The sequence below is a fragment of the Nocardioides maradonensis genome, from assembly GCF_054777115.1.
Genome location: NZ_BAAHAZ010000005.1, coordinates 84,090 through 110,180, shown reverse-complemented (window position 1 = coordinate 110,180; position 26,091 = coordinate 84,090). Strand labels below are relative to the sequence as shown.

The following is a 26,091-nucleotide window of genomic DNA, read 5'->3' as shown; positions in this document are numbered from 1 at the left end:
CCCGAGATCACCGATCGGTCACGATCGTGCAATCCGGTAGGTGATTTGCGGCATTCGCCGGACAGGCGACCTGACGCCGCTTAGCGTCCTCCGCCGTGTGGTCTCGAATGCTCGGAAGCGTCGCTGTCGTCGGCGCCCTCGTCCTCGTCCTCTCCCTCGTCCTCGGCCTGCCGGCGGACGGGTCCGCGCGACGAGGGGCGGCCCGGCCGGCGCCGGTGCTGCGTGACGACACGCACGCCTTCGGTGACCCGTCCGTGGTGTCGGTCGGCCGCGCACGGGTGATGGTCGCGACCGGTCAGGGCGTCATCCGCGGCACGCTGGGCCGGCACGCGCGGCACTGGCGCTGGCAGCCGCACGCGCTGCGCCGGCTCCCGCGCTGGGCGGCCCCGGGCCCGGTCTGGGCGCCCGACCTGGCCCGGATCGGCCGACGCCGTTGGGTCCTCTACTTCGCCGCGCGGGTGCGGGGTCTCGGCGCCGGAGCGCACTGCATCGGAGTGGCGATCTCGCGGTCGCCGTACGCCCGTTTCCAACCGCTGGACCGACGTCCCCTGGTCTGCCAGAGCGGCGCCCGCGCCCCGCGTGCCTACGACGTGGCGCCGGTGGCCCGGCGGATGCCGCGGCGCGGTGTCATCGACCCGTCGTACTTCCGCGACCGGAGGGGGCGCTCCTACCTCCTCTACAAGACCTCGGGGCTTCCCTCGACGATCCGGCTCGTGCCGCTGGCGCGCGGTGGTCTCGCACGGCGCCCGCACACGCGCAGCGTCCCGCTGGTCCGGTCGCGGGGGATCGTCGAGAACCCTGCGATGGTGCGGCGCGGGCAGGACTACTACCTGTTCACGTCCGAGGGCGTGTGGTCGACCTGCGGCTACCACGAGGTGTGGCGCACGTCCCGGCTGCTGCGGACCTGGGGCGGTTCCGGCCACACCCTGCTGACGCGGCGCTCGACGCACGGGCTGTGTGGTCCGGGTGGGGCGGACATCGCCGGTCCGGCGCGGCGGCAGACCGTCTACTTCCACGGGTGGACCGGCTCGCGCCGCGCCATGTACGCCGCACGGCTGCGCTGGCGGCACGGCCGGCCGGTGATCCGCGGGTACACCGGCCGCTGACGGGTGCCGGGGTGCTTGAATCGGCCCGTGAGCGCTCCTGAGCCCTTCTCCCAGTACGTCGACGCCTGGTGGCAGTCGATCGCCGACCTCACCGCCCTGCTCGACGACCTGCCCGCCGAGCAGTGGTCCGCCGAGACCGACCTGCCGGGCTGGACCGTGCACGACGTGGTCGCGCACACCGCGCACCTCGAGCACGTGGCGGCGGGTGGGGCGCACGACGACGTCGACGGCGTCGAGGTCGGCGCGCCCGACCACGTCCGCTCGCCGATGTCGGTCTTCACCGAGCAGGGCGTCATCGGCCGCCGCGAGGTCGCGCCGGCCGAGCTCGTGGATTCGATCCGCCGCGACACCGCCGTACGACGGGAGCAGCTGGCCGGTCTCGACATCGACCCGACGCTGCCGGCCGACGGGCTGTTCGGCGCGATCGGGTGGACCTGGGGCACCCTGCTGCGCAACCGTCCGCTGGACGTGTGGATGCACGAGCAGGACGTGCGGCGGGCCGTCGGTCGGCCCGGCGGCATGGACTCGGTGGGCGCGCGGCACACGGCCGACTACCTGTCCGAGGCGTTCGGGTTCGTCGTGGGCAAGAAGGTCGGGGCCGCGCCCGGCACGACCGCGGTCCTCGCCGTCGAGGGCTCGCCCGTCGTGGCGGTCGAGATCGACGAGTCGGGCCGCGGACGACGGGTCGCGGAGGAGCCCGCGTCGCCGACGGTGCGGCTGGGAATGAGCCGGGAGGCGTTCATCGTGGCTGCGGGCGGACGGCGGCCCGCGGACCGGGCGTCGGTCACGGTCGAGGGCGACGCCGAGCTCGCCGAGCAGATCCTGGCGAAGCTGGCGACCACGCCATGACCTGGACGACCGCGCAGATCCCCGACCTGACCGGTCGGACGGCCATCGTGACCGGCCCGACGACCGGCGGCCTCGGGTACTTCACCGCCCGCGAGCTCGCGGCGAAGGGCGCCCGGGTCGTGCTCGCGGGGCGCAACCCCGCGAAGGTGGCCGAGGCGGCCGTGGACATCCGTGCGGCCGTGCCGTCGGCGGAGCTCGAGGAGCTCACCCTCGACGTCTCGGACCTCGGGTCGGTCCGGGCCGCGGCCGAGCAGGCGGCGGCGTACGGACCGGTGCACCTGCTCGTCAACAACGCCGGGGTGATGGCGACGCCGTACTCCCGCACGGCCGACGGCCTCGAGCTGCAGATGGCGACGAACCACTTCGGGCCGTTCCTGCTGACCGGGCTCCTGTTGCCGCAGCTGGTCGCCAGCGGCGACGGGCGGGTGGTCAACCTGGCCTCGCACATGCACCGCGTCGCACCGCGTCCGCCCCTGGGTGACCCGACGGTGCAGCGCGGGCGCTACCTGCGCTGGGCGGTCTACGGGCAGACCAAGCTCGCCAACCTGCTGTTCGTGAGCGAGCTCGAGCGCCGGCTCCGCGCCGCCGGGCTGCCGGTGAAGGCGCTCGCCGCCCATCCCGGGTACGCCGGCACGCACCTGGCCGCCAACGGGCAGTTCGGGCGCTCGTCGGGCGGTGTCGCCACGATCCTGGACGCGGCGAACCGGGCCATCTCGCAGTCGGCCGAGGCCGGCGCCTGGCCGACGCTGATGGCCGCCACCGCCGACCTCCCGGGCGACACCTACTGCGGTCCCGGCGGCCCCGGTGAGGTCGCGGGCCCGCCGAAGGTGGTGGGTCGCACCCGGATGGCCCGGGACGCGTCCGCGGCGCGCAGGCTCTGGGAGATCAGCGAGGGCGCGACCGGGATCGCCTATCCCTGAGCGGGACCAAGTCCTGATGGTGCGCTTTTCTGCACCCCTGTAGGACAAATTTCCCCGCGGCCCACGATGGACCGCGCCGCGCCTTCTTACCATCGAACCATCGCCGGGTCGACGCCGAACCGAGCCGGCGCGGGGTGGGGATGGGCTGGGGGATGGATGCTGGAGAAAATTCGGAGAGGCCGGCCTGGGCCGTCGATCGGTCGCGGCGCGACCTGATCGAGGTGCCGCCCGAGCGGCACCTGCTCGCCGAGCTGGACATCGAGGAGGCCGTCGAGCTCGGGTGGCTGCCGTGCGCGATCGTCGACGGCACGGTCGTGGTCGCCACGTGCGTCCACCCCGACGACCAGCTGGCGCAGGAGGTGTTCCTGCGGTTCCCGGGCCAGGCGGTGCGCTTCGTCGCCTGCAGCCGCGGCGACATCGACACGGTCGTGCTCGGCGAGCGTCGCCGGCGGTTGGAGTCCGCCGCGGAGACCGCCGTACCGACGCTGGTCCGGCCGGTGCACGCCGGGTTGGTCCTCGTGGGCGGGCTGGCCGCGCTGGCCGTCGCGATGGTGCTGCCGGTGTTCGTCGTGCTCGTGGTCCTGTCCGTGGCGTCGTTGGCGTTCGTCGCCGGGGGCCTGGCACAGCTGTCCTCGAACCGGGGCGCGGTGCCGGGCCGGTCCGCGCGCCGTCCGGGCGGCGTACCGGTGGCGCGGGGCGAGGATGCCCGGCTCCCGCTCTACACCGTGGTCGTGCGGGTCGCCGGTGGGGCTCCGGGGCTGGAGGAGCTGTTCGACAACTTCCGGGGTGTGGACTACCCCCGGGAGCGCACGGACGCGATCTTCATCGTGGCCGAGGGCGATCGCGCCACGTTGTCCGCGCTGCGCGCGCTCCCGTCCCGGGGCTGGGTGCGGGTGGCGAAGGTGCCGGACCGTGAGTTCCTCAACGTGATCCGTGCCTGCGACCACGGGCTGGCCCTGGCGCGAGGGCGCTACATCGTGGCCTACGACCAGGACGAGCGGCCGGAGGCGGACCAGCTGCGGCGGGCGGTGGCGGTGTTCGAGGCCGATCTCGTCGACCGGCTCGAGGGCCGGGTGCAGGCGGCCCCGCTGGTGGGCCTGCGCGTCGGCCGCTGCACCGGACCGCAGTGGCCGACGGCCTTCGACCGGCTGAGCGCCCCCGACGACGTGCTGCCCGTCGACGACGCCTGGTCAGGCCTCGGGCCGGTCACCTCACCGGACGTCACGTCGATCCACTTCAACACCGGGCTGCTCCGGCGGCGCGGAGGGTTCGGGCTGCTGGTATCCCGCAGCGGGACGCTTCCCGAGGCGCGCATCGAGACCCTCGACTCCCGCTCGTCGCGGGGGAGGAACCGGTCGGCGCGGGGGTGGCTCCTGTCGCGGGCGGACCGGCTGACCCACGACCTCACGGGCAGTCGCAGCGCGATGCTCCTGGCCTACCCGGTCGTGATGGGGGTCGGCGTCGTCGCCGTGGTCAGGTGGGCGCTCATCGGCCGCCCCGAGCAGGCCTGGGAGCTCGTCCTCGGGGTCGGTGCGCCGGTGGTCTTCCTCGTCGGCTCGGTCGCGGTCGCGGCCCGGCGGCTGGCGCGGCGGGGCGGCTGGTCCTGGGCGCTGTGGGCGGTCACGCTGCCGGCGCTGTGGGGCATGCACGCGTACGCCGCCTGGATGGCGCTCTGGGCGGTCACGCTGCGCCGGATGACGGCAGCGATCGGGGCGCGCGAGCGGCGCGGGACGACCGGCTAGCGTCCGCGCGGACCGAAGACCGGCTCGGCCTTCTTGAAGGCGGCCTCCCGGGCTGCCTTCGTGTTGCGCGCGGCCAGCAGGTACGCCTGCTCGATCCGCTCGCGGGCGAAGGTCTTGCGGGGGCTGGCGGTCCAGGTGTCGTTGAACAGGCGCTTGGCGGCGGCCAGCGCGTCCGGCGACTTCGTGGACAGCTTGCGGGCCAGGGCGTTGGCCGAGGCGAGCGGATCGACGGAGAGGTCGGTGACCAGGCCGAGCTCCCGGGCGCGGCTGCCGTCGAAGACGTCGGCGGTCATCGTGAGCAGCTTCGCCTGGTCGATGCCGACGACCTCCTTGAGCGCCTGGATCCCCGACATGTCCGGGATCAGGCCCCACTTGCCCTCGAGCACCGACCAGCGGGAGTCGGGGGTGGCGATCCGGAAGTCCGCCGCGAGCGCGATCTGAAGCCCGCCGCCGAGGCAGTGGCCGTGGACGGCCGCGATCACGGGGACCGGGATCCGGCGGAACGTCCAGGGCGCCTCCTGGAAGGTGTTCGTGCCCCGCCACGGCCGCGGGACGAAGGCCTTCGCGACGCCCGCCGGGCTGCGCAGCACCGACGCGAAGTCCAGGCCCGCGCAGAACGCGTCGCCCTCGCCCGCGATGACGACGGCGCGCAGGTCCTTGTCCTTGGCCAGCGCCTTCCCGGTCGCGACCAGGTCGTCGAGGATGTCGAGGGTCAGGGCGTTCAGCTTGTCCGGGCGGTTCAGCCGGACCTGGGCGATGCCGTCGACGATCTCGCAGGTCACGTTGCTCATGGCGTCATGCTACTCGTGAGTAACGTGGCGGGGAGGGCTGGTTCCGTCGCCGCTTGCTTGCCGGCAGGTAAGTACTTACCTGCCGGCAAGCAAGCGAGCGGGAGTCAGGCGGGGAGGAGCTCCCCGGCCTCGGCGCCGGTGTCGGCGGCCCGGGCCTCGAGCTCCGCGAGGAGGCGGCGACGGGTCTTCTTGTCGGCGCGCGCGATCGTCGCGAGCAGCTTGAGCTGACCGGGCAGGTTGGAGGCGCGGGTGGTTTCGAGCCAGCCGTTCGGGAACGACAGCCGGATCACCTTGTGCCAGGCGCTGGCGACCTGCTGCGGGAGCGGGCGGGCCAGGTAGGTCAGGCCGTAGTCGGCGAAGACCTCGCGCACCTGGGGCGCCACCTCGGCGTACCGGTTGCTCGGCAGGTCGGGGAACAGGTGGTGCTCGATCTGGTGGCTGAGGTTGCCGCTCATCACGTGCATCGCCTTGGAGCCGGAGATGTTGGCCGAGCCGAGCATCTGTCGGACGTACCACTCGCCGCGGGTCTCGGTCTCCGGCAGCGCCGCCTTCTCGAAGGTCTCGACGCCCTCGGGGAAGTGGCCGCACATGATCACCGAGTGCGACCACAGGTTGCGCAGCAGGTTGGCGGTGAAGTTCGCGGCGAGCGTCGGCAGCAGCGAGCCGGTCGGCAGCGACAGCAGCGGGTGGACGACGTAGTCCTTGGTGGCCTGCTTGCGGATCTTCTTCAGCGTCGCGCGCACGTTGGCCTTGAACGACTCCGGCCGCTTCTCCTTGGGCAGGGCGAGGTTGCGCCCGAGCTCGAGGTCGTACGCCGCGATGCCGTACTCGAAGAAGCAGGCGTTGATGAAGTTCCACAGCGGCTGCGCGAGGAACAGCGGGTACCAGCGCTGCTCCTCGTCGACGCGCATGATGCCGTAGCCGAGGTCGTTGTCCTTGCCGACGATGTTCGTGTAGGTGTGGTGCACCTGGTTGTGCGAGTGCTTCCAGGCCTCGGCCGGCGTCGCGTTGTCCCACTCCCACGTGGTCGAGTGGATCTTCGGGTCGCGCATCCAGTCCCACTGGCCGTGCATGACGTTGTGGCCGATCTCCATGTTCTCGAGGATCTTGGCGACGGTCAGGCCGGCGGTGCCGATCAGCCAGGCCGGCGGCAGCACGGAGAACAGCAGCACGGCGCGCGAGCCGAGCTCCAGGCGGCGCTGGAGGTCGACCATGCCGCGGATGTACGCCGCGTCCTGCTCGCCGCGGGTGTCGATGACCGACTGCCGGATGGCGTCGAGGCGGCGGCCGATCTCGGCGATGTCGTCCTCGGTGAGGTGGGCGATCGGGTTGTCGGCCTTCTGGGTGATCGTGGTCATGAGAATCTCTCCGTCGTTGATCGAGCTTGTCGAGATCGGGTCAGTGGTCGAGGTGGCACGGGCCGGCGGCCGCGTTGATGCAGGTCTGGATGAGTACGCCGGCGGCGTCGGTCTCGCCGGGGACGGCGGTCGTGAGCTCACCGGTGCGCAGGTCGCGGACGCTGCCCTCGGTCATCGGGAGCACGCAGCCCATGCAGATGCCCATCCGGCAGCCGCTCGGCATGAGGACGCCGGCGTTCTCGGCGGCGTCGAGGATCGGGGTGGCGCCGTCGGCGTCGATGTCCAGGCCGGTGCGGCCGAAGGTGACGGTGCCGCCCTCGGCGGTGATGTCGGCCATCGCCGGGCGGAAGCGCTCGGTGAACAGGCTGAGTCGCCGCTCGGCGTAGAACGCCTCGAGGGTGTCGAGCAGGCCCGCGGGCCCGCACGCGTACGCGACGCGCTCGGCGAGGTCGGGGACCTCCGCGTCGAGGTCGGCGGTGGTGAGCAGGCCGTCGGTGTCGGTGTGCCGCTCGATCAGCCGGATCCGGCCCGCGGCCGCGTGGGCGCGGAGCTCGGCGCCGAAGATGACGTCGTCGTGGGTGAGCGCCGAGTGGACCAGCACGATGTCGTAGTGGTCCTCCGGCTGCGCCTTGGAGAACAGGTTGCGCAGCATGCCGATGACCGGGGTGATGCCCGAGCCGCCGGTGATGAGCAGCAGCTTGCGGTGGGCCGGGTCGAGGACGAACTCGCCCTCGGGCTGGGCCAGCTGCACCATCTGGCCGGCCTGGGCGGACCGCACCAGGTGGTTCGAGACGGTGCCGCCCGGGATCGCCTTCACGGTGATCGAGATCCGGCCGTCGCGGCGCGGGCCGTGGGTCAGGGAGTAGCAGCGCCAGAGCCGGACGCCGTCGACGTCGACGCCGATGCGGACGTACTGGCCGGGCAGGTGGCCCGCCCAGTCGCGGCCCGGCTTGATCACCACGGTCGCGGCGTCGGCGGTCTCGGAGCGCACCTCGACGATGCGGCCCTGCACCTGCTCGGGGCCGGTGCCGCCGCGCAGCGGGTGGAAGTGGTCGAGCAGGTCGTCGACGGTGAGCGGGCTGACCGCGGCGTCGGCGACGGCGCGCAGCAGCGCGCGCGGGGATCGGCGTACGGAGGTGGTGCGGGAGGTGCCCACCGAGATCGTGCTCATGACTCCATGGTGCTGCGCCTCCGCGCTAAAGTCCTGTGTGGCCCCGGTGAATCAATGGCCGTTACTTGTTCGCACCGGACAAAAGAGGGACACATGAGCGCAGACGACCCCCCCGCGCAGCGGGCCCTGCTCAGCGCCGCGCAGGCGGCCGCGATCCGGGCCGAGCTGCCGACCGTCGCCGACGACGTGATCGACCGCGTCGTGGCCGAGGTTCCGGCATACGCCGACGCCTTCGGCGGGCCGATGGGCGACACCATCCGGCGCGCGGTCGAGTTCGCGCTGGCCGGCTTCGTCGCGCTGGTGGCCGGGGACGCCGTCGACCAGCAGGCCCGCACCATCGCCACCGACGGCGTCTACCAGCTCGGCCGCGGCGAGGCCCGCAGCGGCCGGACGACGGACGCGCTGCTCTCGGCGTACCGGATCGGGTCCCGGACGGCCTGGCAGCACCTGTCGCGGCAGGCGGTCGAGCTGGGCATCGACGCCGGGACCGTGGCGGAGTTCGCCGGGCTGGTCTTCGCCTGGATCGACGAGCTGTCCGCGATCTCCGTGGCGGGCCACCGCGACGAGGAGGAGACCACCGGTCGGGTCCGGCAGCGGCTGCTCGAGCGCCTGGCCCAGGGGCTCCTCGACGGCCGGCCCGAGCAGGACCTGGCTGCTGCGGCGGAGGACGCGGACTGGCGGGTCCCCGAGACGCTGACGGCGATCCTGGTGCCCGTCGCGCAGATGACCGGCGTGCAGCAGCTGGTGTCGCCCCGCGCGCTGCAGGCCTCCGGGCAGGCGGGTCTGGACGGCACCGGCGTCCTGCTCGTGCCCGACGTCCACGGCCGCGGCCGGTCGATGCTGCTCGACCTGGTGGCGGGTCGGGGCTGCTTCGTCGGTCCGTCCCGCCCGTGGGCGCAGGTCCACGAGTCCTACGCGCGCGCCCTGCGGGCGCGCGAGCTCGGCCTCGAGGGCGACTCCGACCAGCACCTCGTCGAGCTGGTACGCCGGGCAGACCCGTCCGCGCTCGAGGACCTGCGCCGGCAGGCACTGGCCCCGCTGGCCGACGTACGTCCCAGCGCTGCGGCCAAGCTGACCGAGACGTTGCGGGCGTGGCTGCTGCACCAGGGACGCCGGGAGGACATCGCGGCGGCGCTCTTCGTGCACCCGCAGACCGTGCGCTACCGCGTGACGCAGCTGCGCGAGCTGTTCGGCGACCGGTTGTCCGACCCGTCTACGGTGATGGCGCTGACCATCGCGCTGGGGGACGAGGAGACCGACGGATGAGGCGCACCATGCGCAGGACGCGGACCGCGCTCGCCGCCGTGGCACTGCTCACCGGGCTCGGGCTGACCGCGTGCGGTCCCGCGCCGTCCCGGATCCCGCTCTCCTCGACCGGCCTGTCGGGGAACCGCTACGTGAGCCTCGGCGACTCCTACACCGCGGCCCCGAGCATCGCGGGCGGGCCGGCTCGTGGTGACGACGGCTGCGGGCGCTCGGCGCGCAACTACCCGCACCTCGTGGCGGACGCGCTGGCGCTCCGCCTGGAGGACGTCAGCTGCGGAGGCGCGACGACCGCCCAGATGCTGCAGGAGCAGAAGCTCGGCAGCACGGTGGTGCCGCCCCAGCTCGACGCGCTACGACCGGACACCTCGCTGGTGACCCTCGGGATCGGCGGCAACGACGACAACGTGTTCGCGCAGCTCATCACGAGCTGCGTGGGGCTGGGCATGGCCCACCCCCAGGGATCGCCGTGCGCCGACTCGGTGAAGGGCGGCATCGAGAAGGCGCTGACCGCGCTCCAGCGACGTCTGGCCGGCCGCGTGGAGGCGGTCGTGGGCGAGATCGAGCAGCGCTCACCGAAGGCGCGGGTGCTGCTCATCGGGTACCCGCAGATCGTGCCCGCGTCCGGCACCTGCCCGCAGCTGCCGCTGGCGGCGGGGGACTACCCGTACGCGCGCCGGGTCATCGCGTCGCTCAACACCGCGCTCCGGCGCGCGGCGGCCGCGCGCCACGTGACGTACGTCGACGTGTGGACGGCGACGGCCGGTCACGACATCTGCGCGGCGGACCCCTGGATCGCCGGCTCGCAGACGACCGAGCCGGGCTTCATCTACCACCCGTACGCGGAGGAGCAGCAGGCCGTCGCGGACCAGGTGGAGGCGACGCTGCGCGGGTGAGCGGCCGACCAGCCGGCCGGTGCACGGTCGACCCGTGCACCGGCCGCCGCGGGTCGGTCAGCCGGTCCGTCAGCCGAGCCGGGCGATCGCGTCGGCGATCGCCAGCGTCCGCTTCGCGGACTCGACGTGGAGGTTCTCCACCATCTTGCCGTTGTAGGTGACCACACCACCGGTCGAGCTCTCGAAGGCCTCGATGAGGCCCTTCGCGTCCTCGACGGCCTGCGCGCTGGGGGCGAAGCCCGCGTTCGCGCCCTCGACCTGGCCCGGGTGGATGAGGGTCTTGCCGTCGAAGCCCATCTGCCGGCCCTGCTCGACCTCGGCCAGGAAGCCCTCGGTGTCCTTCACGTCGTTGTAGACGCCGTCGATGATCACGATGCCGGCGGCGCGCGCCGCGAGCAGCGCGAGCCCGAGGCCGGTGATCACGGGCTGGCGGCCGGGCACGTGCTCGGCGTACAGCTCCTTGACGAGGTCGTTGGTGCCCATGACGAAGCCGGTGAGCCGCTCGGACGCCGTCGCGATGGACAGCGCGTTGAGCATGCCGATCGGGGTCTCGACCATCGCCCAGAGCTTGGTCTTCTCGGGCGCGCCGGCGGCCGCGAGCTCGTCGACGAGCTCGAGCACCTCCTCGGCGGAGTTGACCTTGGGCACCAGCACGACGTCGGGGCCGGCCTCGGCGGCCGCCTTGATGTCGTCGGCGTGCCACTCGGTGCCGATGCCGTTGACCCGGATGATCAGGTGGCGGGCGCCGTACTCACCGGACCGGACGGCGGCGGCCGCCTGGGCCCGCGCGGACACCTTGGCGTCGGGCGCCACGGCGTCCTCGAGGTCGAAGATGATCGCGTCGGCGGGGAGCGTCTTGGCCTTCTCCAGCGCCCGCTCGTTCGAGCTGGGCATGTAGAGGACGGAGCGCAGGGGCTTGAAGTCAGTCATCGGTTCAGGCTTCCGGGGTCGGGATGGCGTCGTAGAGCGCCTTCAGGTCGGGGTCGATCGCGGCGAGCTGCTCGGCGAGCTCGACCTGCACCAGGCACTGCTTGAGGGAGGCGTCGTCCTCCATCTTGCCGTCGATCATGACGGCACCCGTGCCGTCGCCCATCGCGGCGACGACGCGGCGGGCGTGGGCGATGTCCTCGACGCTCGGCGCGAAGACGCGGTTGGCGATCTTGATCTGGACCGGGTGGAGCGACCAGGCGCCGACGCAGCCGAGCAGGAAGGCGTTGCGGAACTGGTCCTCGCAGGCGACCTCGTCCTTGATGTCGCCGAACGGGCCCCAGTAGGGGTAGATGCCGTGGGTGACGCACGCGTCGACCATCCGGGCGATCGTGTAGTGGTAGAGGTCCTGCTGGTAGATGGTGCGCTCGGCGTCGTAGGCGAAGCCGCCGTCCTCGGTACGAGGTGCGTCCTGCCGCACCAGGTAGCCCGGGTGCGGGCCGCCGACGCGGGTCGTCTTCATCCGGCGGTCGGCCGCGAGGTCGGCCGGGCCGAGCGAGAGGCCCTGCATGCGCGGGGAGGCACCGCAGATCTCCTCGATGTTCGCGACGCCGCGGGCGGTCTCGAGGATCGCGTGGATGAGGATCGGCTTGGTGATGCCGCCCTTGGCCTCGAGCTGGGCCAGGATCCGGTCGACGTAGTGGATGTCCTCGGCGCCCTGCACCTTCGGGACCATGATCACGTCGAGCTTCTCGCCGATCGCCGGGACCAGCGTGGTGAGGTCGTCGAGCACCCACGGGCTGTCGAGCGCGTTGATGCGCGTCCACAGCTGGGTCGGACCGAAGTCGGTCTCCTGGGCGATCTTCACCAGGCCCTCGCGGGCGGCGACCTTGTTGTCGGCCTTGATCGCGTCCTCGAGGTTGCCGAGCAGCACGTCGACGGTGCCGACCATGGCGGGGATCTTGGCCGCCATCTTCTCGTTGCTCGGGTCGAAGAAGTGGATCGCGCGGCTCGGCCGGGCGGGGATCTCGCGCAGTGGCTGCGGGGCCCCCACGGCGAGCGGGCGGAAGAAGTCCTTGGCGCTCTTGTGACTCACGTTCGGGGACCTTACCGATCGGTACCGGGTGGGCGGTATGACCGATCTCTCGCGAGACGCCACCGGCTCCGGCGGGGCGGTGCCGGCGGCTCCTCCGGCGCGGGGGGACGCCGGTCCTTCCGCTCCTGCCATGCCGCGACCGCCTCCTCGACGTCGCGGGGCTGGGTGACCAGCGGCGGCCAGTCGCCGGGGGCGAGTCGGGCCCGCAGGACGCGGGCGTTGAACGCCTCGACCTCGCGGCGGACCTCGGCCTCGGACCAGAGCTGGTCGAGGCGGTCGTCCAGGGCCGCGTCGTCCCTGCGCAGCTGGATCGCCGGCGGCAGCACGACCACCCGCTCGCGCTCGACCAGCCGCTTCACCCACCAGTCGGGGTCGTGCTCGGCGCCGAGGCCCGCGATCGGCTTGCCCGCGCCGGGGAGGTCGTCGAACTCGCCGCGGTCCATCGCCCGCCGGATCTGCAGCTCGACCCAGGTCTGCTGGTGGTCGATCCGTGCCTTGGCCGCGGCACGCTCGGCCGCGCGGTCGTCCTGCCCGCCCGGCTCCCTCGGCTCGTCCACCTCCCGACTATCGCTCGGGCCGCAAGAACCCGGCGATCAGCGGAGCGAGGGTGTCGGCGGAGGTGACCAGACCGAGGTGCCCGTCGTCGTACACGTGCAGGCGGGCGTTGGGAATGAGCCGCTGCATGATCCGGGCGTTGACCAGCGGGATGATCGGGTCGTCGCTGCCGGCCAGGATCAGCGTGGGCTGGCGCAGGAACGGCAGCCCCGGGATGCTCGACCAGCCCGCTCCCGCGAGCAGCTGGAAGAGGTAGCCCTTGCGTGAGCCGACCCGCGAGTGCGCGTGCATGAGGCGGCGTACGTCGTCGGGCCGGTCGCGCATCTGGCCGCCGTACAGCTCGGCGGCGACCTGCACGGCGTAGTCGGGGTCGCGGTAGCGCTGCGGGGTGATCATCTTGCGCAGCACCCGCGGCGAGGCCGGGACCATCAGCGAGCCGGTGGCGGTGCTGACGAGCACCAGGCGGCTAACCCGGCGCGGCGATTGGAAGGCGATCTGCTGCGCGAGCCCGCCGCCCCAGGAGATGCCGAGGACGTCGTACTGCTCGAAGCCGAGGGCGGTCATCAGCCGGCTCACGCCGATCGCGAGCAGCGCGAAGTTGTAGGGCACCTGCGGGTCCGGCGACCCACCGACGCCCGGTACGTCGAAGCGCACGACCGTGATCCGCGGGTCCAGCTCGTCGACGAACGGCTGCAGCAGGTCCAGGCTCGCGCCGATCCCGTTGCAGAGCAGGAGCGGCGGACCGGGCTCGGTGCCGGGACGTACGGCGACGCGCACCTCGTGCCCGAGCACGGTCCGCTGCTGCAGCTGATCCAAGGTCGACCTCACTTGTCGAAGACGTACGTGCCGGGGGCGGGCGCCAGCGGCTGGAGCCGCGTCGAGCCGAGCTCCTTCGGTGCCGGGATCATCTCGCCGCTGCGGGCCGCGAGCCACGTCGACACGTCGGTCCACCAGGTGCCCTGGTGCGTCTCGGCGCCCTTGAGCCACGACTTCGCGTCCAGCGAGGTGTCGTCATTGGTGTGGAAGCTGGCCTTCGGGTTGCCCGGAGGGTTCACCAGGGCGGCGATGTGGCCGCTGGTCGACAGGATGAACCGGCTGCTGCCGCCGAACAGCTGGGTGGTGCGGTAGCAGTTCTCCCACGGTGTGATGTGGTCGGCGATCCCGGCGATGATGTAGGCGTCGACGGTGACCTTGCCGAGGTCGATCGGCACGCCCATCACGGTGATGGCGTCGGCCTTGGTCAGCGCGTTCTCGACGGCCATGTCGACGAAGTCGGCGTGCAGGCCGGCCGACATCCGCGTGGTGTCGGCGTTCCAGAACAGGATGTCGAAGGCCGGCGGCCGCTTGCCGAGCAGGTAGTTGTTGACCCAGTAGTTCCAGATCAGGTCGCCGGGCCGCAGCCACGCGAACACCTCGGCCAGCGCGCGGCCGTCGAGGAAGCCGTTGCGGGCCGACTTCTGCTTGGCGAGCTTGGCGAGCCGCGGGTCGGACAGCGCGGAGACCGTGCCGGCGTCGTGGTTGTCGATGACCGTGACCGCGAGGCAGAGCGCCGCGATCCGGTCCTGGCGGCCGATTCCGGCGAGGTACGCCGCCGTGATGCTGGCCAGGATCCCACCGGAGCAGATGCCACCCAGGAACGTCGTCTCGGCGCCGGTGATCTCCTCGACGGCGTCGAGCGCGTCGAGGATCGCGCGGACGTAGGTGTCGAAGTTCCAGGCGGCGTGCCGCGCGTCCGGGTTGCGCCAGGAGATGACGAAGGTCTGCCGACCGGCCTTGACGCTGTGCTCGATCAGGCTGCGCCCGGGGGCCAGGTCGACCGCGTAGAACTTGTTGATCGTCGGCGGCACGATCATCAGCGGGACGTCGTACACCTCGTCGGTCTGGGGTGCGTACTGGATCAGCTCGAGCACGTCGTTGCGGAACACCACCTCGCCCGGGGTCGCGGCGACGTTCTCGCCGAGGGTGAAGCCGCTGGTGTCGACCATCTCGGGGATCCGGGGCGAGGACGCGAGGTCCTTGACCAGCTGGGTGCCGCCGCGGACCAGGCTGAGGCCGGCGGTGTCGATGACGGCCTTAGCCGACTCCGGGTTGATCAGCGGCACGTTGCTCGGCGCGAGCGCCTCGACCAGGTTCTCCATCAAGAACCGGACCCGCTTGCGGTCGCGCGGGTCGAGGTCGGCGTCGGAGACCAGCTGGTCAACCGTCGTACCGGTCGCGAGGTAGACCTGGGCGAGCCGCTTGAGCAACGGGTTGTCGCGCCACGCCGTGTCGGCGAAGCGACGGTCGCCGCGCTTCGGGGCGACGTCGGAGGAGCCCACCAGGATCCGGCCGGCCTCGGCGCCGAGCCCGCCGAGGCGGCGGGCGGTGTTGCGCGGCGTACGCGCCAGGGACAGCGCCCACTTGGCGGTGGACATGTCGGGCTGGAAGCGGCGCAGCGGGCCGAGCGCTGCGTCGACGAGGAGGACGTCGAGAGGGGCGGCATCGGCGGCGAGGGTGGACAGGTCGCTCATCGGGGTCTCCAAGGGTTCGAGCGGGGTGGATCGCGACTGCGGCGGCGCTTCCGGGGACACCCCCACTATGGTCCTCCGGAGGGGGTCGGGTCATCGGGCTCGGGCACGAAGCTGCGCGCGTGGGTTGTGTGCGCGTGCACAGTCAGCGGTCTACGTTCATCCCGTGGCCATCTCCCCCTCGACCGACCGGCCGGACGTCGCACCCGAGGTGCGCGACCTGAGTCGTCGGCTGCTGGCCGACGCCGACCACCTCGGCCGGAGGATGGCCGACCGGATCTGCGCCGAGATCCCCGAGTACGCCGCTCGACCTGGCGACCGGGAGAGCATCGACGAGTCGTGCTCCGACAACGTCCGCTACATCCTCGGCCAGCTCGCGGGCGACCGGCCGGTCAGCCTCGACAGCCCGCGCGCCACGGGCGCTTTGCGCGCCTCCCAGGGCTTCCCGTACGCCGCCGTGCTGCAGGCGTTCCGGATCGGCGGGCGCTACATCTGGGAGCTGCTCCTCGAGCACGCCGGCCCCGACGAGCAGGAGGTGCTGCTGCGGGCCGCGGCGGACATCTGGACCGTCAGCGACGACCTCGCCGTGCACGTCACCGACGCCTACCGGACCGCCCTCGCCGAGCGGATCCGCCGCGACAGCCAGGAGCGCGCCGTGGTCGTCGGCGCCCTCCTCGACGGTGACGACCGCGGCGGCATGCAGGGCGAGAACGTGCTGGCCCTCGACGGCGGCCGCGGCTTCGTCGTCGTGGCCGCCGAGACGCCCGGCCCCGGGCAGGACGCGCTCGGCGACGTGGAGCGGGTGCTCCGGCGTACCAACGTCGCCTCCGCGTGGCGCCTGGACCGCGACCACCAGGACGGCGTCGTCGCCCTCCGCGTGGGGTACGACGTCGACGCCCTGGTCGCCGCGCTGCGGGAGCTCGCCGCCGGCCGGGTCGGGGTGAGCAAGGTGTTCGCGTCGCTCGAGGAGGCGACCCGCGCGCGGCACCAGGCCCGGGTCGCGTGCGCGGCCGCCACGCCGGGCTCGGTGGAGGTCGTGCGCTTCGAGGAGCAACCGCTCGCCGTGCTCCTCGCGAGCAGCCCGGACCAGGCGCGTCAGCTCGCCGAGGCGGTGCTCGGGCCGATCATGGCGCTGGCGGAGGACGACCGGGCGGTGGTCATCGAGACCGCCCGCACCTGGCTCGCCGCCGGTGGGTCGACGTCCACCGCGGCCCGGGAGCTGCACGTCCACCGCAACACCGTGCGCTACCGGGTCCGCCGGCTCGAGGAGGTCACCGGCCGTGACCTCGCGCTGCCCGTCGACGCCGCCGAGCTGTACGTCGCCCTGGAGTGCGCCCGGATCCTCGGCCTGGCCTGAGCTCGCGTGATTCAGCCGACCTCCGCGGCAGGCGTCTCGCCGAGCGCGCGACGGCCGGAGGCGACCTCGCGCGCCAGCCGTTGCAGGGCGCGGTTGAGGGGAGCGTCCGCACCGACCGCCCGCGCCAGCCGGACGATCTCGCCGTTCAGGAAGTCGGCCTCGACCTGCTGCCCACGGTTCACGCTCTGCCACATCGAGGAGCCCGGCCGCGGGCCGTCGACCTCCCCGAACCGGAGGTGCTCGCGGACGCGGGCCCGCTCCTCGGGGGCGGTCCGGTACGCGATGCGCGCGCGGTCCAGGACCTCCCTCGCCTCGGCCCGCACCCGCTCGCCGAGGGCCGCGGCGTCGTCACCGGTGCCGCACACGACCTCGATCGCGTTGAACAGGTTCCCGAGCAGCTTCGCGTGCTTCCAGGCGTCGATGTCCGGGACCGAGATCGAGGCGAAACCTGCTGCCGACCAGTCCGCGGCCACCGCCCTCGTCAGGTCGTCCTCGCCGCCGCCGTGGAGCCCGAGGTCCAGCACCCCGGGCACCGGGCTGGAGTAGACGTCGACGACGCCCGGACGCAGGTGGACGGCCGGGCACTGCACCACCACGCCCAGGACCTTCGCGAACCAGCGCCGCGCGGCGGGCTCGTTCGAGACCCCGTTCTGGGCGCAGAGCACCGGCGTGCTGTCCGGTACGACGCCGGCGAGTTCTGCCAGCACGCCCTGGGTGTCCTGGCTCTTCACCGCCAGCACGATCGCGTCACCGTGGGCGTACCCGTACTCGTCCAGCGTCGAGGCGGGGAACCGAGCGACGTCCCGACCCGCGGGGGAGCGGAGCAGCAGCCCGTCGGCCCGGACCGCGTCGAGGTGGGCGCCGCGGGCGATGCCGTGCACCTCCTGACCGGCCAGGCTCAGCCGGGCGGCGATGGTGCCGCCGATCGCGCCGAGCCCCACGACGACGTACCTCATCGGCCCCTCCTCACCCTCTCCGCGCCCGCAGCTGCTCCTGCCAGAGCCGGGCGTAGAGCCCCTCGGGGTCGGCGAGCAGCTCGTCGTGGGTGCCGCGCTCGACGACCCGGCCGTCGACCAGGCCGAAGATCACGTCGGAGGAGCGGATCGTGGACAGCCGGTGGGCGATCGCGATCGTGGTGCGCGCGCGGGTGGCGCGCTCGAGGGCCTCCTGGACCAACCGCTCGGTCTCGTTGTCGAGCGCCGAGGTCGCCTCGTCGAGGATCAGGACCGGCGGGTCCTTGAGGAGGACCCGCGCGATCGCGAGCCGCTGCTTCTCGCCGCCGGAGAGCCGGTAGCCGCGCTCGCCGGTGATCGTCCCGTAGCCCTGCGGGAAGCTCATGATCCGGTCGTGGATGTTCGCGTCCCGCGCGGCCTGCTCGATCTCGTCCTGGGTGGCGTCGGGGCGCGCGTAGGCGAGGTTGTCGCGGATGGTGCCGTGGAAGAGGTACGGCTCCTGGGTGACCATGCCGACCAGGTCGGCCAGCGAGTCCATGGTCAGGTCGCGCACGTCGTGCCCGTCGATCCGGACCGCGCCCCGGGTCACGTCGAAGAACCGCGGGATGAGGTACGTCGTCGTGGTCTTGCCCGAGCCGGACGGACCCACGATCGCCGCGAGCTGGCCGGGCTCGACCACGAGGCTGACGTCCTGCAGCGCCCACTGCTCCTCGGACGTCATACGCTCCGAGCCCTCCAGCGCTCCGTCCGTATGACGTCCGGGGTCGCCGGTGAGCTGGCGCGGCTCGGGGTAGCGGAACCACACCCCGTCCAGCTCGACCCGGCCCTTGACCTCGTCGACCGGCAGGGCGACGGCGCCGGGGCGGTCGACGATGGCCGGCTCGAGGTCGACGTACTCGAAGATCCGGCGGAACAGCGCCAGCGAGGTCTGCACGTCCAGCGAGACCCGCATCAGCTGCAGCAGCGGCATCTGCAGCCGGCCCTGCAGCGTCGTGAACGCGACGATGGTGCCGGCGGTCAGGGTGCCGGTGCCGATCGGGAGCCGGCCGGTGAGGATCCAGCCCGCGGCCAGGTAGATCAGCGCAGGCGTGATCGCGAACGTGGTCTGCACGACCGCGAAGAAGGTGCGGCCGGTCATCGCCTGCTCGACCTGCAGCCGGGTCTGGCGGCGGTTGGCCTCGCGGTAGCGGTCGACCTCGAAGGCGTGCTGGTTGAAGACCTTCGCGAGCAGGATCCCGGAGACCGAGAGCGCCTCCTCGGTGATCGCGGTCATCTCCGACAGCGACTCCTGGGTCCTGCGGGCGAGCCGCTGCCGCCGCTTGCCGACCTTGAGCTGCAGCCACACGAACAGCGGCATCAGCACCAGGGTCAGGATCGTCAGCTGCCACGACAGCACGACCATCGACACGAACGCGGCCGTGACGGTCACCGAGTTCTGCACGATGCTCGTCGCGGTGTCGGTGAGCACCGTGCGCACGCCGGCGACGTCGTTGGCCAGCCGCGACTGGATCGCGCCGGTCTTCGTGGCGGTGAAGAACGCCAGCTCCATGGTCTGCAGGTGCTCGAACAGGTCGCCGCGCAGGTCGGCCATGGCCGAGTTGCCGACCGTGGAGGTCAGCCAGTTCTGGACGATCGAGATCATCGAGGCGACGACCGGGATCAGGCACATGCCGGCGACCAGCCACGCGAGCAGGGTGAGGTGCGGCCGCGATCCGTCCAGCGGGAACAGCGCCTTGTCGAAGATCGCGCGGGTGAGGAACGGCGGCACCGAGCTCAGCGCCGCCGCCACCACGACCGCCACCAGCACCAGCACGATCTGGCCGCGGTAGGGCCGCAGCAGCCGGGCGATCCGCGGCAGCACCGGGTCGGTGCGCGCCAGGTCGTCCCTGGTCAGGTGGTCGGCGCGGATCGGGGGCCTCACGACGGCCAGCCGTTGCCGTAGGCGCCGCGGTGGGCCACCGCCCTCCAGCCGGTACGCCGCCGCAGCGACCGCGCCGCGGGGCGGGCCGGGTCGGGGTGGCCGATCGTGATCGCCCCGATCGGGTGCGGGGCGTCGTGGCCGGTGAGGCCCAGCGCGGCCTTCACCGCGTCGACGCGGCCGGGCACGAGACCGAAGAAGCACGACCCGAGCCCGGCGTCGGTCGCCCCCTGGAGGACGAGCAGCGCCGCCATCGCGGTGTCGAGGTCCCAGTAGGGCATCGCCCACTGCGCCTCGTCGCGGTCGCCGAGCCCGGCGCGTGCCTTGTCGGCACCGGCGTAGCGGTCGAGGTAGACCGACCGCCGGCTGCACGGAACCACCACGACGGGCGCCCGCATCATCCCGGTCAGCCAGGCGTCGGGGGAGCCGCCGGGCATGGCCGCGTCGGTCTGCGCCCGCCAGAAGCGCGCGACGTCCTCCGGGGTGTCGAGCACGACGAACGCCCACCCGGCCGAGTTGCCCGCGCTGGGCGCCCGGTGGGCCTGCGCGAGCAGCCGCTCGACCACGTCGGGATCGACGGGAGCGGTGTCGTAGGCGCGGGTCATCCGCCTCCGGCGTACGACCTCGGCGAACTCCACGTCCCCATCCAACAACACCGCACCCCCGCCGGATTCCCCTACGGCTACCTCATTCCGCGGGGTCCTCCGCACGCGGCGACGAATAGGGAGGTCGACCGATGTGGGTGCCTACCTCAGACGAGCAGATTCGGGTCATCACACCGACGAAGGAGAAGACGATGAGCCAGCTGCAGGTGTTCGCCGTGACCAGCTTCAAGGACGCCCACCTCGAGGGCTACGAGCGGACGATGCGCCGCCGCGAGGGATCGCGCGCCCGGGTCGCCCGCGGGCTGCGCCGGGAGTCCGCGCCCTCCGGGAGGTGAGCTCGCGGAAAGGCGGTCGCCGGGTGTCCCCGGCGACCGCCATGATGGTGGGCATGGCAGCTCGTTCCAGTCCGGTCATGATCGGCCGCGACGCCGAGCTCGACGAGCTCGCCGACCTGCTCGGCATCGATGGCGGCCGCAGCGCCAGCGTGCTGCTCTCCGGGGACGCCGGGGTCGGCAAGACCCGGCTGCTGATGGCGCTGCGCGACCGTGCGGTCGCGGCCGGCTGGCAGGTGCACGCGGGTGCGTGCCTGGATTTCGGCGAGAGCGCGCTGCCCTACCTGCCGTTCTCCGTGGTCGTGGGCCGGTTCGCCGCCGAGCAGCCGGAGCTGCTCGCTCGCGTGGTCGCCTCGCACCCCGCCCTCGACCGGCTCCAGCCCGGCCACCGGGTGGCGCCGGGCGAGAAGCAGGCCACCGACCGGGCCGCGCTGTTCACCGGCGTGCACGCGCTGCTCGACGAGGCCGCGGCGGACGCACCTGTCCTGCTCGTCATCGAGGACACCCACTGGGCCGACCAGTCCACCCGGGACCTCCTCGGCTTCCTCTTCGCCCGGCAGTACGCCGGGACCGTCGCCATCGTCGCCTCCTACCGCACCGAGGACCTGCACCGCCGGCACCCGCTGCGCCGCCAGGTCGCGGAGTGGGCACGCCTGCCGGAGATGAGCCGGCTGTCGCTGGCTCCGCTGCCCGATCGCGCGGTGCGCCGGCTGATCGCCGAGCTCGCGCCGACGCCGTTCGCGGCCGGGCGCGCCGACGCGATCGTCCGACGTGCCGAGGGCAATGCATTCTTCGTCGAGGAGCTCGTCGCCTCCGAGTGCGGCGGCGAGTGCCTGCCGGGCGACCTGGCCGACGTGCTGCTGGTCGGCCTGGACCGGCTGCCGGACGAGGGCCGCGAGGTCGTCCGGCTCGCGAGCGTGGCGGGCCGCCGGGTCGGCCACGAGCTGCTCGCCGCGGCCTCGAACCTGACGCCCGAGGACTTCGAGGCGGGCGTCCGGTCCGCGGTGGAGATGAACCTGCTGGAGGCGGGCGCGGCGGCGTACTCCTTCCGGCACGCGCTGCTCGCCGAGGCCGTCTACGACGACCTGCTGCCCGGCGAGCGGGTCCGCCTGCACCAGCAGTACGTCGCCGCGCTGACCGCCGGCGCCACCGGCACCGCCGCCGAGCTCGCCCGCCACGCGTGGCGCGCCCGCGACCTCGACCGGGCCGTGACGGCCAGCATCGAGGCCGGCGACGAGGCGATGTCGGTCGGCGGTCCCGACGACGCGGCCGGTCACTACGAGAACGCGCTGGAGCTGCTCGCCGACGGCGACCGGGCCGAGCGGCTCGGCATCGACGTGGCGACGATCGTGCTCCGCGCGTCCGACGCGCAGACCGCCAGCGGCGACGCCCAGCGCGCCGTCGCCCTGCTCGCCCAGCAGCTCGCGACGCCCGCCGGTCCGGTCGAGAGCCGGGTCCGGCTGCTGGCGTCGTACGCCGAGCTACTCAGCTACGTCGAGTCCGGCATCGACCCCGCTGACGTCTCGAGCGAGGCTGTCGCGCTGGCGCCGGACGGCACGGCCGTCCGCGCGGAGGCGCTCGCGACGCACGCCGAGCTGCTCGCGAAGCGGGTGACGATGGGCGACGCGTCGAGCACCCAGCAGGCCGAGATGGTCGCCACCGAGGCCCTCGCCCTCGCCGAGCGACTCGGGCTCGGGGGCGTCGTCTCGGCGGTGATCGCGACGCTGAGCCGGCTCCGGGAGGGGCCGGCCGACCTCCGGCGCGCGCTCCGCGACGCCGTCCACCACGCCGAGATGGCCGACGCGCTGCGGCCCGAGCTGCGCGCCCGCTTCCTGCTCGCGCGCTCGCACCAGGACGAGGCCGAGTGGGACGAGGCCGAGGAGTGGTACCGCTCGGTGCTGGCCCGCGGCCAGGGTCAGGACTGGGCGCCGTACGTCCTGGACGCGCGGTGGCAGCTCGGGATCATCCGCTGGATCCGCGGCGAGTGGGCGGACGCGCTCGCGCTCGTGACCGTCGGCCGGGTCGCGCCGCCGGTGCCGCGCGGCATCCTCGCCCCGACCCACCTCTCCATCCGGCACGCCCGCGGCGAGGACGTCCTCGAGGAGCTCGTCGCGCTGCGCGCGCTCTGGCCGGACGAGGGCGCCATCGCGGTCTTCTCCGCCGGCACCGAGCTCGAGGTGTACGCCGACGCGGCCGATGCCGACGCCGCGCTGGACCTGCACGGCCGGGCCACCGGCCTGCTCACCGAGATCTGGCAGCCGCGGTTCCCCGCCGGGGTACGGCTGGCCGCGCAGACGCTCGCGGTGATCGCGGCGGCGCTCCCCACCGCGTCGGGCGTGGAGCGGACGCGCCTCGCGACCGAGGCCGCCCGCGTCGCCGAGGACGGCCGGATGGTCGTCAAGGCGCACGACTGGGGCATCGAGGGCCGGCTCTGGCAGGCGCGGCTCGCGGCCGAGGACCTGCGGGTGCGCTGGCTGGCCGGCGAGGACCCGCCCACCCGCGACGAGCTCGTCGCCGCCTGGGAGCTGGCCGTCGCACGGGCGGACGCGATGGGCCACGTCGTCGAGGGCGCGCGGGTGCGGGCGTCGTACGCGTCGATCCTGCGGCAGCTCGGTGACCGCGACGCCGCGCGTCGGCACGCGGACGCCGCCCGGGCGACCGCGAAGCAGCTCGGCTGGGTGCGGCTCACGGACGCCCTGACGGCGTCCGGTGCGGCGCCGACGCGCACCGCCACCGAGCCCGGCCGGCTGACCGAGCGCGAGAACGAGATCCTCGCGCTCGTGGCCGAGGGCCGCACCAACGGCGAGATCGGCAAGCAGCTGTTCATCAGCACCAAGACGGTGAGCGTGCACGTCTCCAACATCCTCGCCAAGCTCGGCGCGTCCGGCCGGACCGAGGCGGCCGCGATCGCACGGCGTGACGGGCTTGTCGGTGGCCGCGGTTAGCGTCGCGGGCATGGCCATCGCACGCGACCCCATCTTCGTCATCGACTGCCCCGACCCCGCGCTCCTCGCCGACTTCTACGGCCGCCTCCTCGGGTGGACTCCGAAGGTCGACGAGGACGGCACCTGGGCGGGCTTCGCCGACGGCGACCGACCGTTCTTCTTCCAGCAGGTCGAGGACTTCCGCCCACCGGCGTGGCCCGGGCAGGACGTCCCCCAGCAGATGCACCTCGACGTGGACGTCGACGACCTCGACGTCGCCGAGGAGGCGGTGCTCGCGTTGGGGGCCACGAAGCACGACCACCAGCCGGGCACGACGTTCCGTGTCTTCCTCGACCCGGCCGGTCACCCGTTCTGCCTCTGCAAGGTCTGACTCCGGCGGATTAGGGTCGGGGGGTGCGCGATCCCGAGTTCACCGATGACCAGCTGATCGCCGGTCTTCGGGCGGCCGCCGCCGACCTCGGCGAGCCGCTGACCGCGGGCGCCTACGACGCCTGGCAGCGCGGGCACGCCGACGCCGCCTCCCCGGCCCTCCTCATCCGACGGCTCGGCACGTGGCGTGCGGCCTGCGCGGCGGCCGGCCTGAGCGCCAACTCCACCCGCTCCACCAGCCGCCGCTGGACCGACGACCAGGTCGTGGCGATCGTGGCCCGCTACCTCGCCTCGCCGGGCGCGACGGGCTCGTTCGCCGACTACTCCGCGTGGGCCAAGGACGACCCGGACGCACCCAGTGGCGCCACCCTGCGCCAGCGCGGCTCGTGGGCGGACATCAAGGAGCGGGCGCGGCGCCTCATCGGCTGAACGTCTGGATGATCTCCGACTCCGTGAGGCCGTAGTCGGCCAGGTCGTAGTGGTGCGACGGGCGACGCGGACCGTTGCGGGACTCGTCGTCGAGGCGGCGTACGGCGTCCTGCGCGTCCTGGCTCCAGGTGAGCCCGAAGTGGTCGTAGATCGCGCCCACGGTGCCGACGGGATCCGCCACGAAGCCGCGGTAGTCGACGTCGAGGAACTGCTTCTCGTCGTACGCCGGACGGGCCTTCCAGAACGCGTCCCACTGCCGCGACAGGTGGCCGAGCTGGTCGCGTCCCAGCGTCTCGCCCACGAAGGTCGTCGAGTGCCCCTCGGTGGCCTCGGCGGACAGCGAGCACGCCGAGGCGACGGAGGTGACCGGGTCCCGCTGGGTCATCACGACGAGGGCGTCCGGGTAGACCGCCATCAGGGCGTCGAGCGCGATCAGGTGGGACGGGTTCTTCAGCACCCACCGCTTGTCCTGGTCGTGCAGGCCGATCAGCTGCAGGTTCTGCCGGTGCCGCTGGTAGGCGTCGGTCCAGTCCTGCTGCGCCAGCCAGGCCGAGTAGCGGGGGATGTGCGCGAGCGACTCGAAGCCGATCGACTTGCCGGTCTGGCGCAGCACCCGCCAGCACTCCTCGGGCTCGGTCGCGTCGGAGTAGTGGATCCCCATGAACTCGGGGTTGGTGATGTGGTGCTCCTGGAAGGCCGCCTGCATGGCGGTGAAGATCGGGTCGCTCTCCCAGGTGTCCCGCGGCGGCCGCGGCTGCGGGAACTCACTGAGCCACATCTCCAGGCCCTGGTGCGCGGGGTCGGCGCAGAGCAGCCGGCTCAGCGCCGTCGTACCGGTGCGGGGGAGGCCGACGACGAAGATCGGCCGCTCGATCGCCACGTCGGCGTGCTGCGGGAATTCCGCGAAGCGCGTCTGGGTGAGCAGCCGCGCGACCAGCGCGCTCTTCACCTGGGAGCGCATGAAGTAGTTGCCGACGCCGGTGAGGCCCGCCTCCGGCGAGGACAGGTCCTCGACGAGGACCCGGAAGGCCTCCTCGTGGCCCGGCGCGTCGGCGAACCCGAAGTCGGTCAGGCCGGTGGTGCGGGTCGCGGCGGCCTGGATGTCCTCGAGGGTGCCGACGTCCGCGCGCTCACGTTGTCTCATGAGTGGAACTCGCCGCAGTCGACATTGAGCATCTGCCCGGTGACCGCGCTGGCCAGGTCGGAGGCGAGGAACAGGGCCGCCCGCGCGACCTCGTCGGGCGTGGCCAGCCGCTTCAGGTCGGTGGGCGCGGCCTTCTCGGCGTACACCTCCTCGTGGGTGCGGCCGGTCTCGGACGCGATCCAGTCGAAGTAGGCCTTGTTGACGTCCTCGTAGATGTAGGACGGCGCGACGCTGTTGACCCGGATGCCGCGCGGCCCGAGCTCGGTGGCCAGCGACTGCGCCAGGTGCTCCAGGGTGCCCTTGGACAGCTTGTAGCCGGAGTACTCGGGCTGGCTGGAGTAGATGACGCACGAGTTGACCATGATGATCGCCCCCAACGTCTGCGCGAGGGCCTCGGCGAAGAGGGCCGAGAGCCGCAGCGGCGCGAAGACGTTGGTCTCCTGCGCGGTGCGCAGGCCGTCCAGCTCGAGCGTGGAGATCGGGTCCATCGGCGGGATGCCGAAGGCGTTGTTGATCAGGCAGTCGACCTTGCCGAACTCCTCGAGCGACGCCGACACCAGCTCGGCGCGGGCGCCCTCGTCGGTGATGTCGGTCGGTACGACGAGGGCGCGGCGGCCGTGCTCGCGGACGACCTCGGCCATCTTCTCGAGTCGCTTCGGCGTACGGGACGCGAGGACGAGGTCGGCCCCCATCCGCGCGGCCTCCTCGCCGAGGGCGCGCCCGAGCCCCGGCCCGACGCCGGAGAGGACGATCACCTTGTCCTTGAGCAGCTCAACCATCACGTTCTTTCGGTCATTGAGTAGCCCGTGAGGTACGAGCGGGCGTATCGAAATGTAGAACGTGTTCCACTTCTTGTCG

At 72.9% G+C, this 26,091-nt stretch carries 24 protein-coding genes; 11 read left to right on the top strand and 13 right to left on the bottom strand.

Annotated features, from left to right (window positions below; all coding sequences use genetic code 11):
* Positions 1–95 precede the first annotated feature (95 nt).
* From ACYVAQ_RS07250 to ACYVAQ_RS07235, 4 genes are all read left to right on the top strand, one after another.
* The gene (locus ACYVAQ_RS07250; protein WP_460787842.1) at positions 96–1,106 is read left to right on the top strand and encodes a family 43 glycosylhydrolase; all 1,011 of its coding nucleotides are present in this window, start codon (positions 96–98) and stop codon (positions 1,104–1,106) included.
* A 27-nt stretch (positions 1,107–1,133) separates the two neighbouring features.
* The gene (locus ACYVAQ_RS07245; protein WP_460787841.1) at positions 1,134–1,955 is read left to right on the top strand and encodes a maleylpyruvate isomerase family mycothiol-dependent enzyme; all 822 of its coding nucleotides are present in this window, start codon (positions 1,134–1,136) and stop codon (positions 1,953–1,955) included.
* Entirely contained in the window at positions 1,952–2,875 is a 924-nt protein-coding gene (locus ACYVAQ_RS07240; protein WP_460787840.1) for an oxidoreductase, read from the top strand. Before ACYVAQ_RS07245 ends, ACYVAQ_RS07240 begins: the two co-directional genes overlap by 4 nt.
* Positions 2,876–3,027: 152 nt before the next feature.
* Complete coding sequence (locus tag ACYVAQ_RS07235) at positions 3,028–4,617, top strand: GspE/PulE/PilB domain-containing protein (protein ID WP_460787839.1); 1,590 nt, start codon at positions 3,028–3,030, stop codon at positions 4,615–4,617.
* On the opposite strand, the gene ACYVAQ_RS07230 is transcribed toward ACYVAQ_RS07235, so the two are convergent.
* The 3 genes from ACYVAQ_RS07230 to ACYVAQ_RS07220 all read right to left on the bottom strand — a co-directional run bounded on the left by ACYVAQ_RS07230 (position 4,614) and on the right by ACYVAQ_RS07220 (position 7,937).
* Complete coding sequence (locus tag ACYVAQ_RS07230) at positions 4,614–5,408, bottom strand: crotonase/enoyl-CoA hydratase family protein (protein ID WP_460787838.1); 795 nt, start codon at positions 5,406–5,408, stop codon at positions 4,614–4,616. The genes ACYVAQ_RS07235 and ACYVAQ_RS07230 overlap by 4 nt on opposite strands.
* Positions 5,409–5,512: 104 nt before the next feature.
* On the bottom strand, positions 5,513–6,766 hold the full coding sequence (locus ACYVAQ_RS07225) for a fatty acid desaturase family protein (RefSeq protein WP_460787837.1): 1,254 nt from the start codon (positions 6,764–6,766) through the stop codon (positions 5,513–5,515).
* A 40-nt stretch (positions 6,767–6,806) separates the two neighbouring features.
* Positions 6,807–7,937, bottom strand: a complete 1,131-nt coding sequence (locus ACYVAQ_RS07220) for a ferredoxin reductase (RefSeq protein WP_460787836.1) — start codon at positions 7,935–7,937, stop codon at positions 6,807–6,809.
* A 93-nt stretch (positions 7,938–8,030) separates the two neighbouring features.
* Here ACYVAQ_RS07220 and ACYVAQ_RS07215 point away from each other — a divergent pair, with 93 nt between their 5' ends.
* Together ACYVAQ_RS07215 and ACYVAQ_RS07210 are read left to right on the top strand one after the other, a co-directional pair.
* Complete coding sequence (locus tag ACYVAQ_RS07215; protein ID WP_460787835.1) at positions 8,031–9,203, top strand: PucR family transcriptional regulator; 1,173 nt, start codon at positions 8,031–8,033, stop codon at positions 9,201–9,203.
* A gap of 8 nt (positions 9,204–9,211) precedes the next feature.
* A complete protein-coding gene (locus ACYVAQ_RS07210) occupies positions 9,212–10,096 on the top strand; it encodes an SGNH/GDSL hydrolase family protein (protein WP_460787834.1) in 885 nt (294 codons plus the stop codon).
* Between the two features lie 69 nt (positions 10,097–10,165).
* Here ACYVAQ_RS07210 and ACYVAQ_RS07205 read toward each other — a convergent pair whose 3' ends face one another.
* The 5 genes from ACYVAQ_RS07205 to ACYVAQ_RS07185 are packed head-to-tail and all read right to left on the bottom strand — an operon-like array spanning position 10,166 to position 15,184.
* The gene (locus tag ACYVAQ_RS07205) at positions 10,166–11,026 is read right to left on the bottom strand and encodes an HpcH/HpaI aldolase/citrate lyase family protein (RefSeq protein WP_460787833.1); all 861 of its coding nucleotides are present in this window, start codon (positions 11,024–11,026) and stop codon (positions 10,166–10,168) included.
* A 4-nt stretch (positions 11,027–11,030) separates the two neighbouring features.
* On the bottom strand, positions 11,031–12,119 hold the full coding sequence (locus tag ACYVAQ_RS07200) for an HpcH/HpaI aldolase/citrate lyase family protein (RefSeq protein WP_460787832.1): 1,089 nt from the start codon (positions 12,117–12,119) through the stop codon (positions 11,031–11,033).
* Between the two features lie 11 nt (positions 12,120–12,130).
* Positions 12,131–12,676, bottom strand: coding sequence for a DnaJ family domain-containing protein (locus tag ACYVAQ_RS07195; RefSeq protein ID WP_460787831.1), 546 nt, complete (start codon positions 12,674–12,676; stop codon positions 12,131–12,133).
* A 7-nt stretch (positions 12,677–12,683) separates the two neighbouring features.
* Positions 12,684–13,490, bottom strand: coding sequence for a poly(3-hydroxyalkanoate) depolymerase (gene phaZ, locus ACYVAQ_RS07190; RefSeq protein WP_460787830.1), 807 nt, complete (start codon positions 13,488–13,490; stop codon positions 12,684–12,686).
* Between the two features lie 8 nt (positions 13,491–13,498).
* A complete protein-coding gene (locus ACYVAQ_RS07185; RefSeq protein WP_460787829.1) occupies positions 13,499–15,184 on the bottom strand; it encodes a PHA/PHB synthase family protein in 1,686 nt (561 codons plus the stop codon).
* A gap of 163 nt (positions 15,185–15,347) precedes the next feature.
* Here ACYVAQ_RS07185 and ACYVAQ_RS07180 point away from each other — a divergent pair, with 163 nt between their 5' ends.
* Positions 15,348–16,538 (top strand): PucR family transcriptional regulator, encoded by a 1,191-nt coding sequence (locus ACYVAQ_RS07180; RefSeq protein ID WP_460787828.1) that lies wholly within the window; start codon positions 15,348–15,350, stop codon positions 16,536–16,538.
* Positions 16,539–16,549: 11 nt separating this feature from the next.
* Here ACYVAQ_RS07180 and ACYVAQ_RS07175 read toward each other — a convergent pair whose 3' ends face one another.
* From ACYVAQ_RS07175 to ACYVAQ_RS07165, 3 genes are read right to left on the bottom strand one after another with little or no spacing between them, the layout of a single operon-like run.
* The gene (locus ACYVAQ_RS07175; protein WP_460787827.1) at positions 16,550–17,494 is read right to left on the bottom strand and encodes a ketopantoate reductase family protein; all 945 of its coding nucleotides are present in this window, start codon (positions 17,492–17,494) and stop codon (positions 16,550–16,552) included.
* A gap of 10 nt (positions 17,495–17,504) precedes the next feature.
* Positions 17,505–19,412: an ABC transporter ATP-binding protein gene (locus ACYVAQ_RS07170; protein WP_460787826.1), complete on the bottom strand. Its 1,908-nt coding sequence runs from the start codon at positions 19,410–19,412 to the stop codon at positions 17,505–17,507.
* Positions 19,409–20,047: a nitroreductase family protein gene (locus tag ACYVAQ_RS07165; RefSeq protein ID WP_460787825.1), complete on the bottom strand. Its 639-nt coding sequence runs from the start codon at positions 20,045–20,047 to the stop codon at positions 19,409–19,411. Before ACYVAQ_RS07165 ends, ACYVAQ_RS07170 begins: the two co-directional genes overlap by 4 nt.
* Before the next feature lie 158 nt (positions 20,048–20,205).
* On the opposite strand from ACYVAQ_RS07165, the gene ACYVAQ_RS07160 reads away from it, so the two are divergent.
* Genes ACYVAQ_RS07160 through ACYVAQ_RS07145 form a run of 4 tightly spaced genes read left to right on the top strand, consistent with a single transcriptional unit; the run spans position 20,206 to position 24,089 of the window.
* Positions 20,206–20,349 (top strand): hypothetical protein, encoded by a 144-nt coding sequence (locus tag ACYVAQ_RS07160; protein ID WP_460787824.1) that lies wholly within the window; start codon positions 20,206–20,208, stop codon positions 20,347–20,349.
* A 53-nt stretch (positions 20,350–20,402) separates the two neighbouring features.
* On the top strand, positions 20,403–23,291 hold the full coding sequence (locus ACYVAQ_RS07155; protein ID WP_460787823.1) for a helix-turn-helix transcriptional regulator: 2,889 nt from the start codon (positions 20,403–20,405) through the stop codon (positions 23,289–23,291).
* 10 nt (positions 23,292–23,301) lie between these two features.
* The gene (locus tag ACYVAQ_RS07150; RefSeq protein WP_460787822.1) at positions 23,302–23,661 is read left to right on the top strand and encodes a VOC family protein; all 360 of its coding nucleotides are present in this window, start codon (positions 23,302–23,304) and stop codon (positions 23,659–23,661) included.
* A 23-nt stretch (positions 23,662–23,684) separates the two neighbouring features.
* Complete coding sequence (locus ACYVAQ_RS07145) at positions 23,685–24,089, top strand: homing endonuclease associated repeat-containing protein (RefSeq protein ID WP_460787821.1); 405 nt, start codon at positions 23,685–23,687, stop codon at positions 24,087–24,089.
* On the opposite strand, the gene ACYVAQ_RS07140 is transcribed toward ACYVAQ_RS07145, so the two are convergent.
* Positions 24,079–25,233: a sulfotransferase family protein gene (locus tag ACYVAQ_RS07140; protein ID WP_460787820.1), complete on the bottom strand. Its 1,155-nt coding sequence runs from the start codon at positions 25,231–25,233 to the stop codon at positions 24,079–24,081. The two genes, ACYVAQ_RS07145 and ACYVAQ_RS07140, sit on opposite strands and share 11 nt — an antisense overlap.
* The gene (locus ACYVAQ_RS07135; RefSeq protein WP_460787819.1) at positions 25,230–26,012 is read right to left on the bottom strand and encodes an SDR family oxidoreductase; all 783 of its coding nucleotides are present in this window, start codon (positions 26,010–26,012) and stop codon (positions 25,230–25,232) included. Before ACYVAQ_RS07135 ends, ACYVAQ_RS07140 begins: the two co-directional genes overlap by 4 nt.
* Between the last annotated feature and the right edge of the window lie 79 nt (positions 26,013–26,091).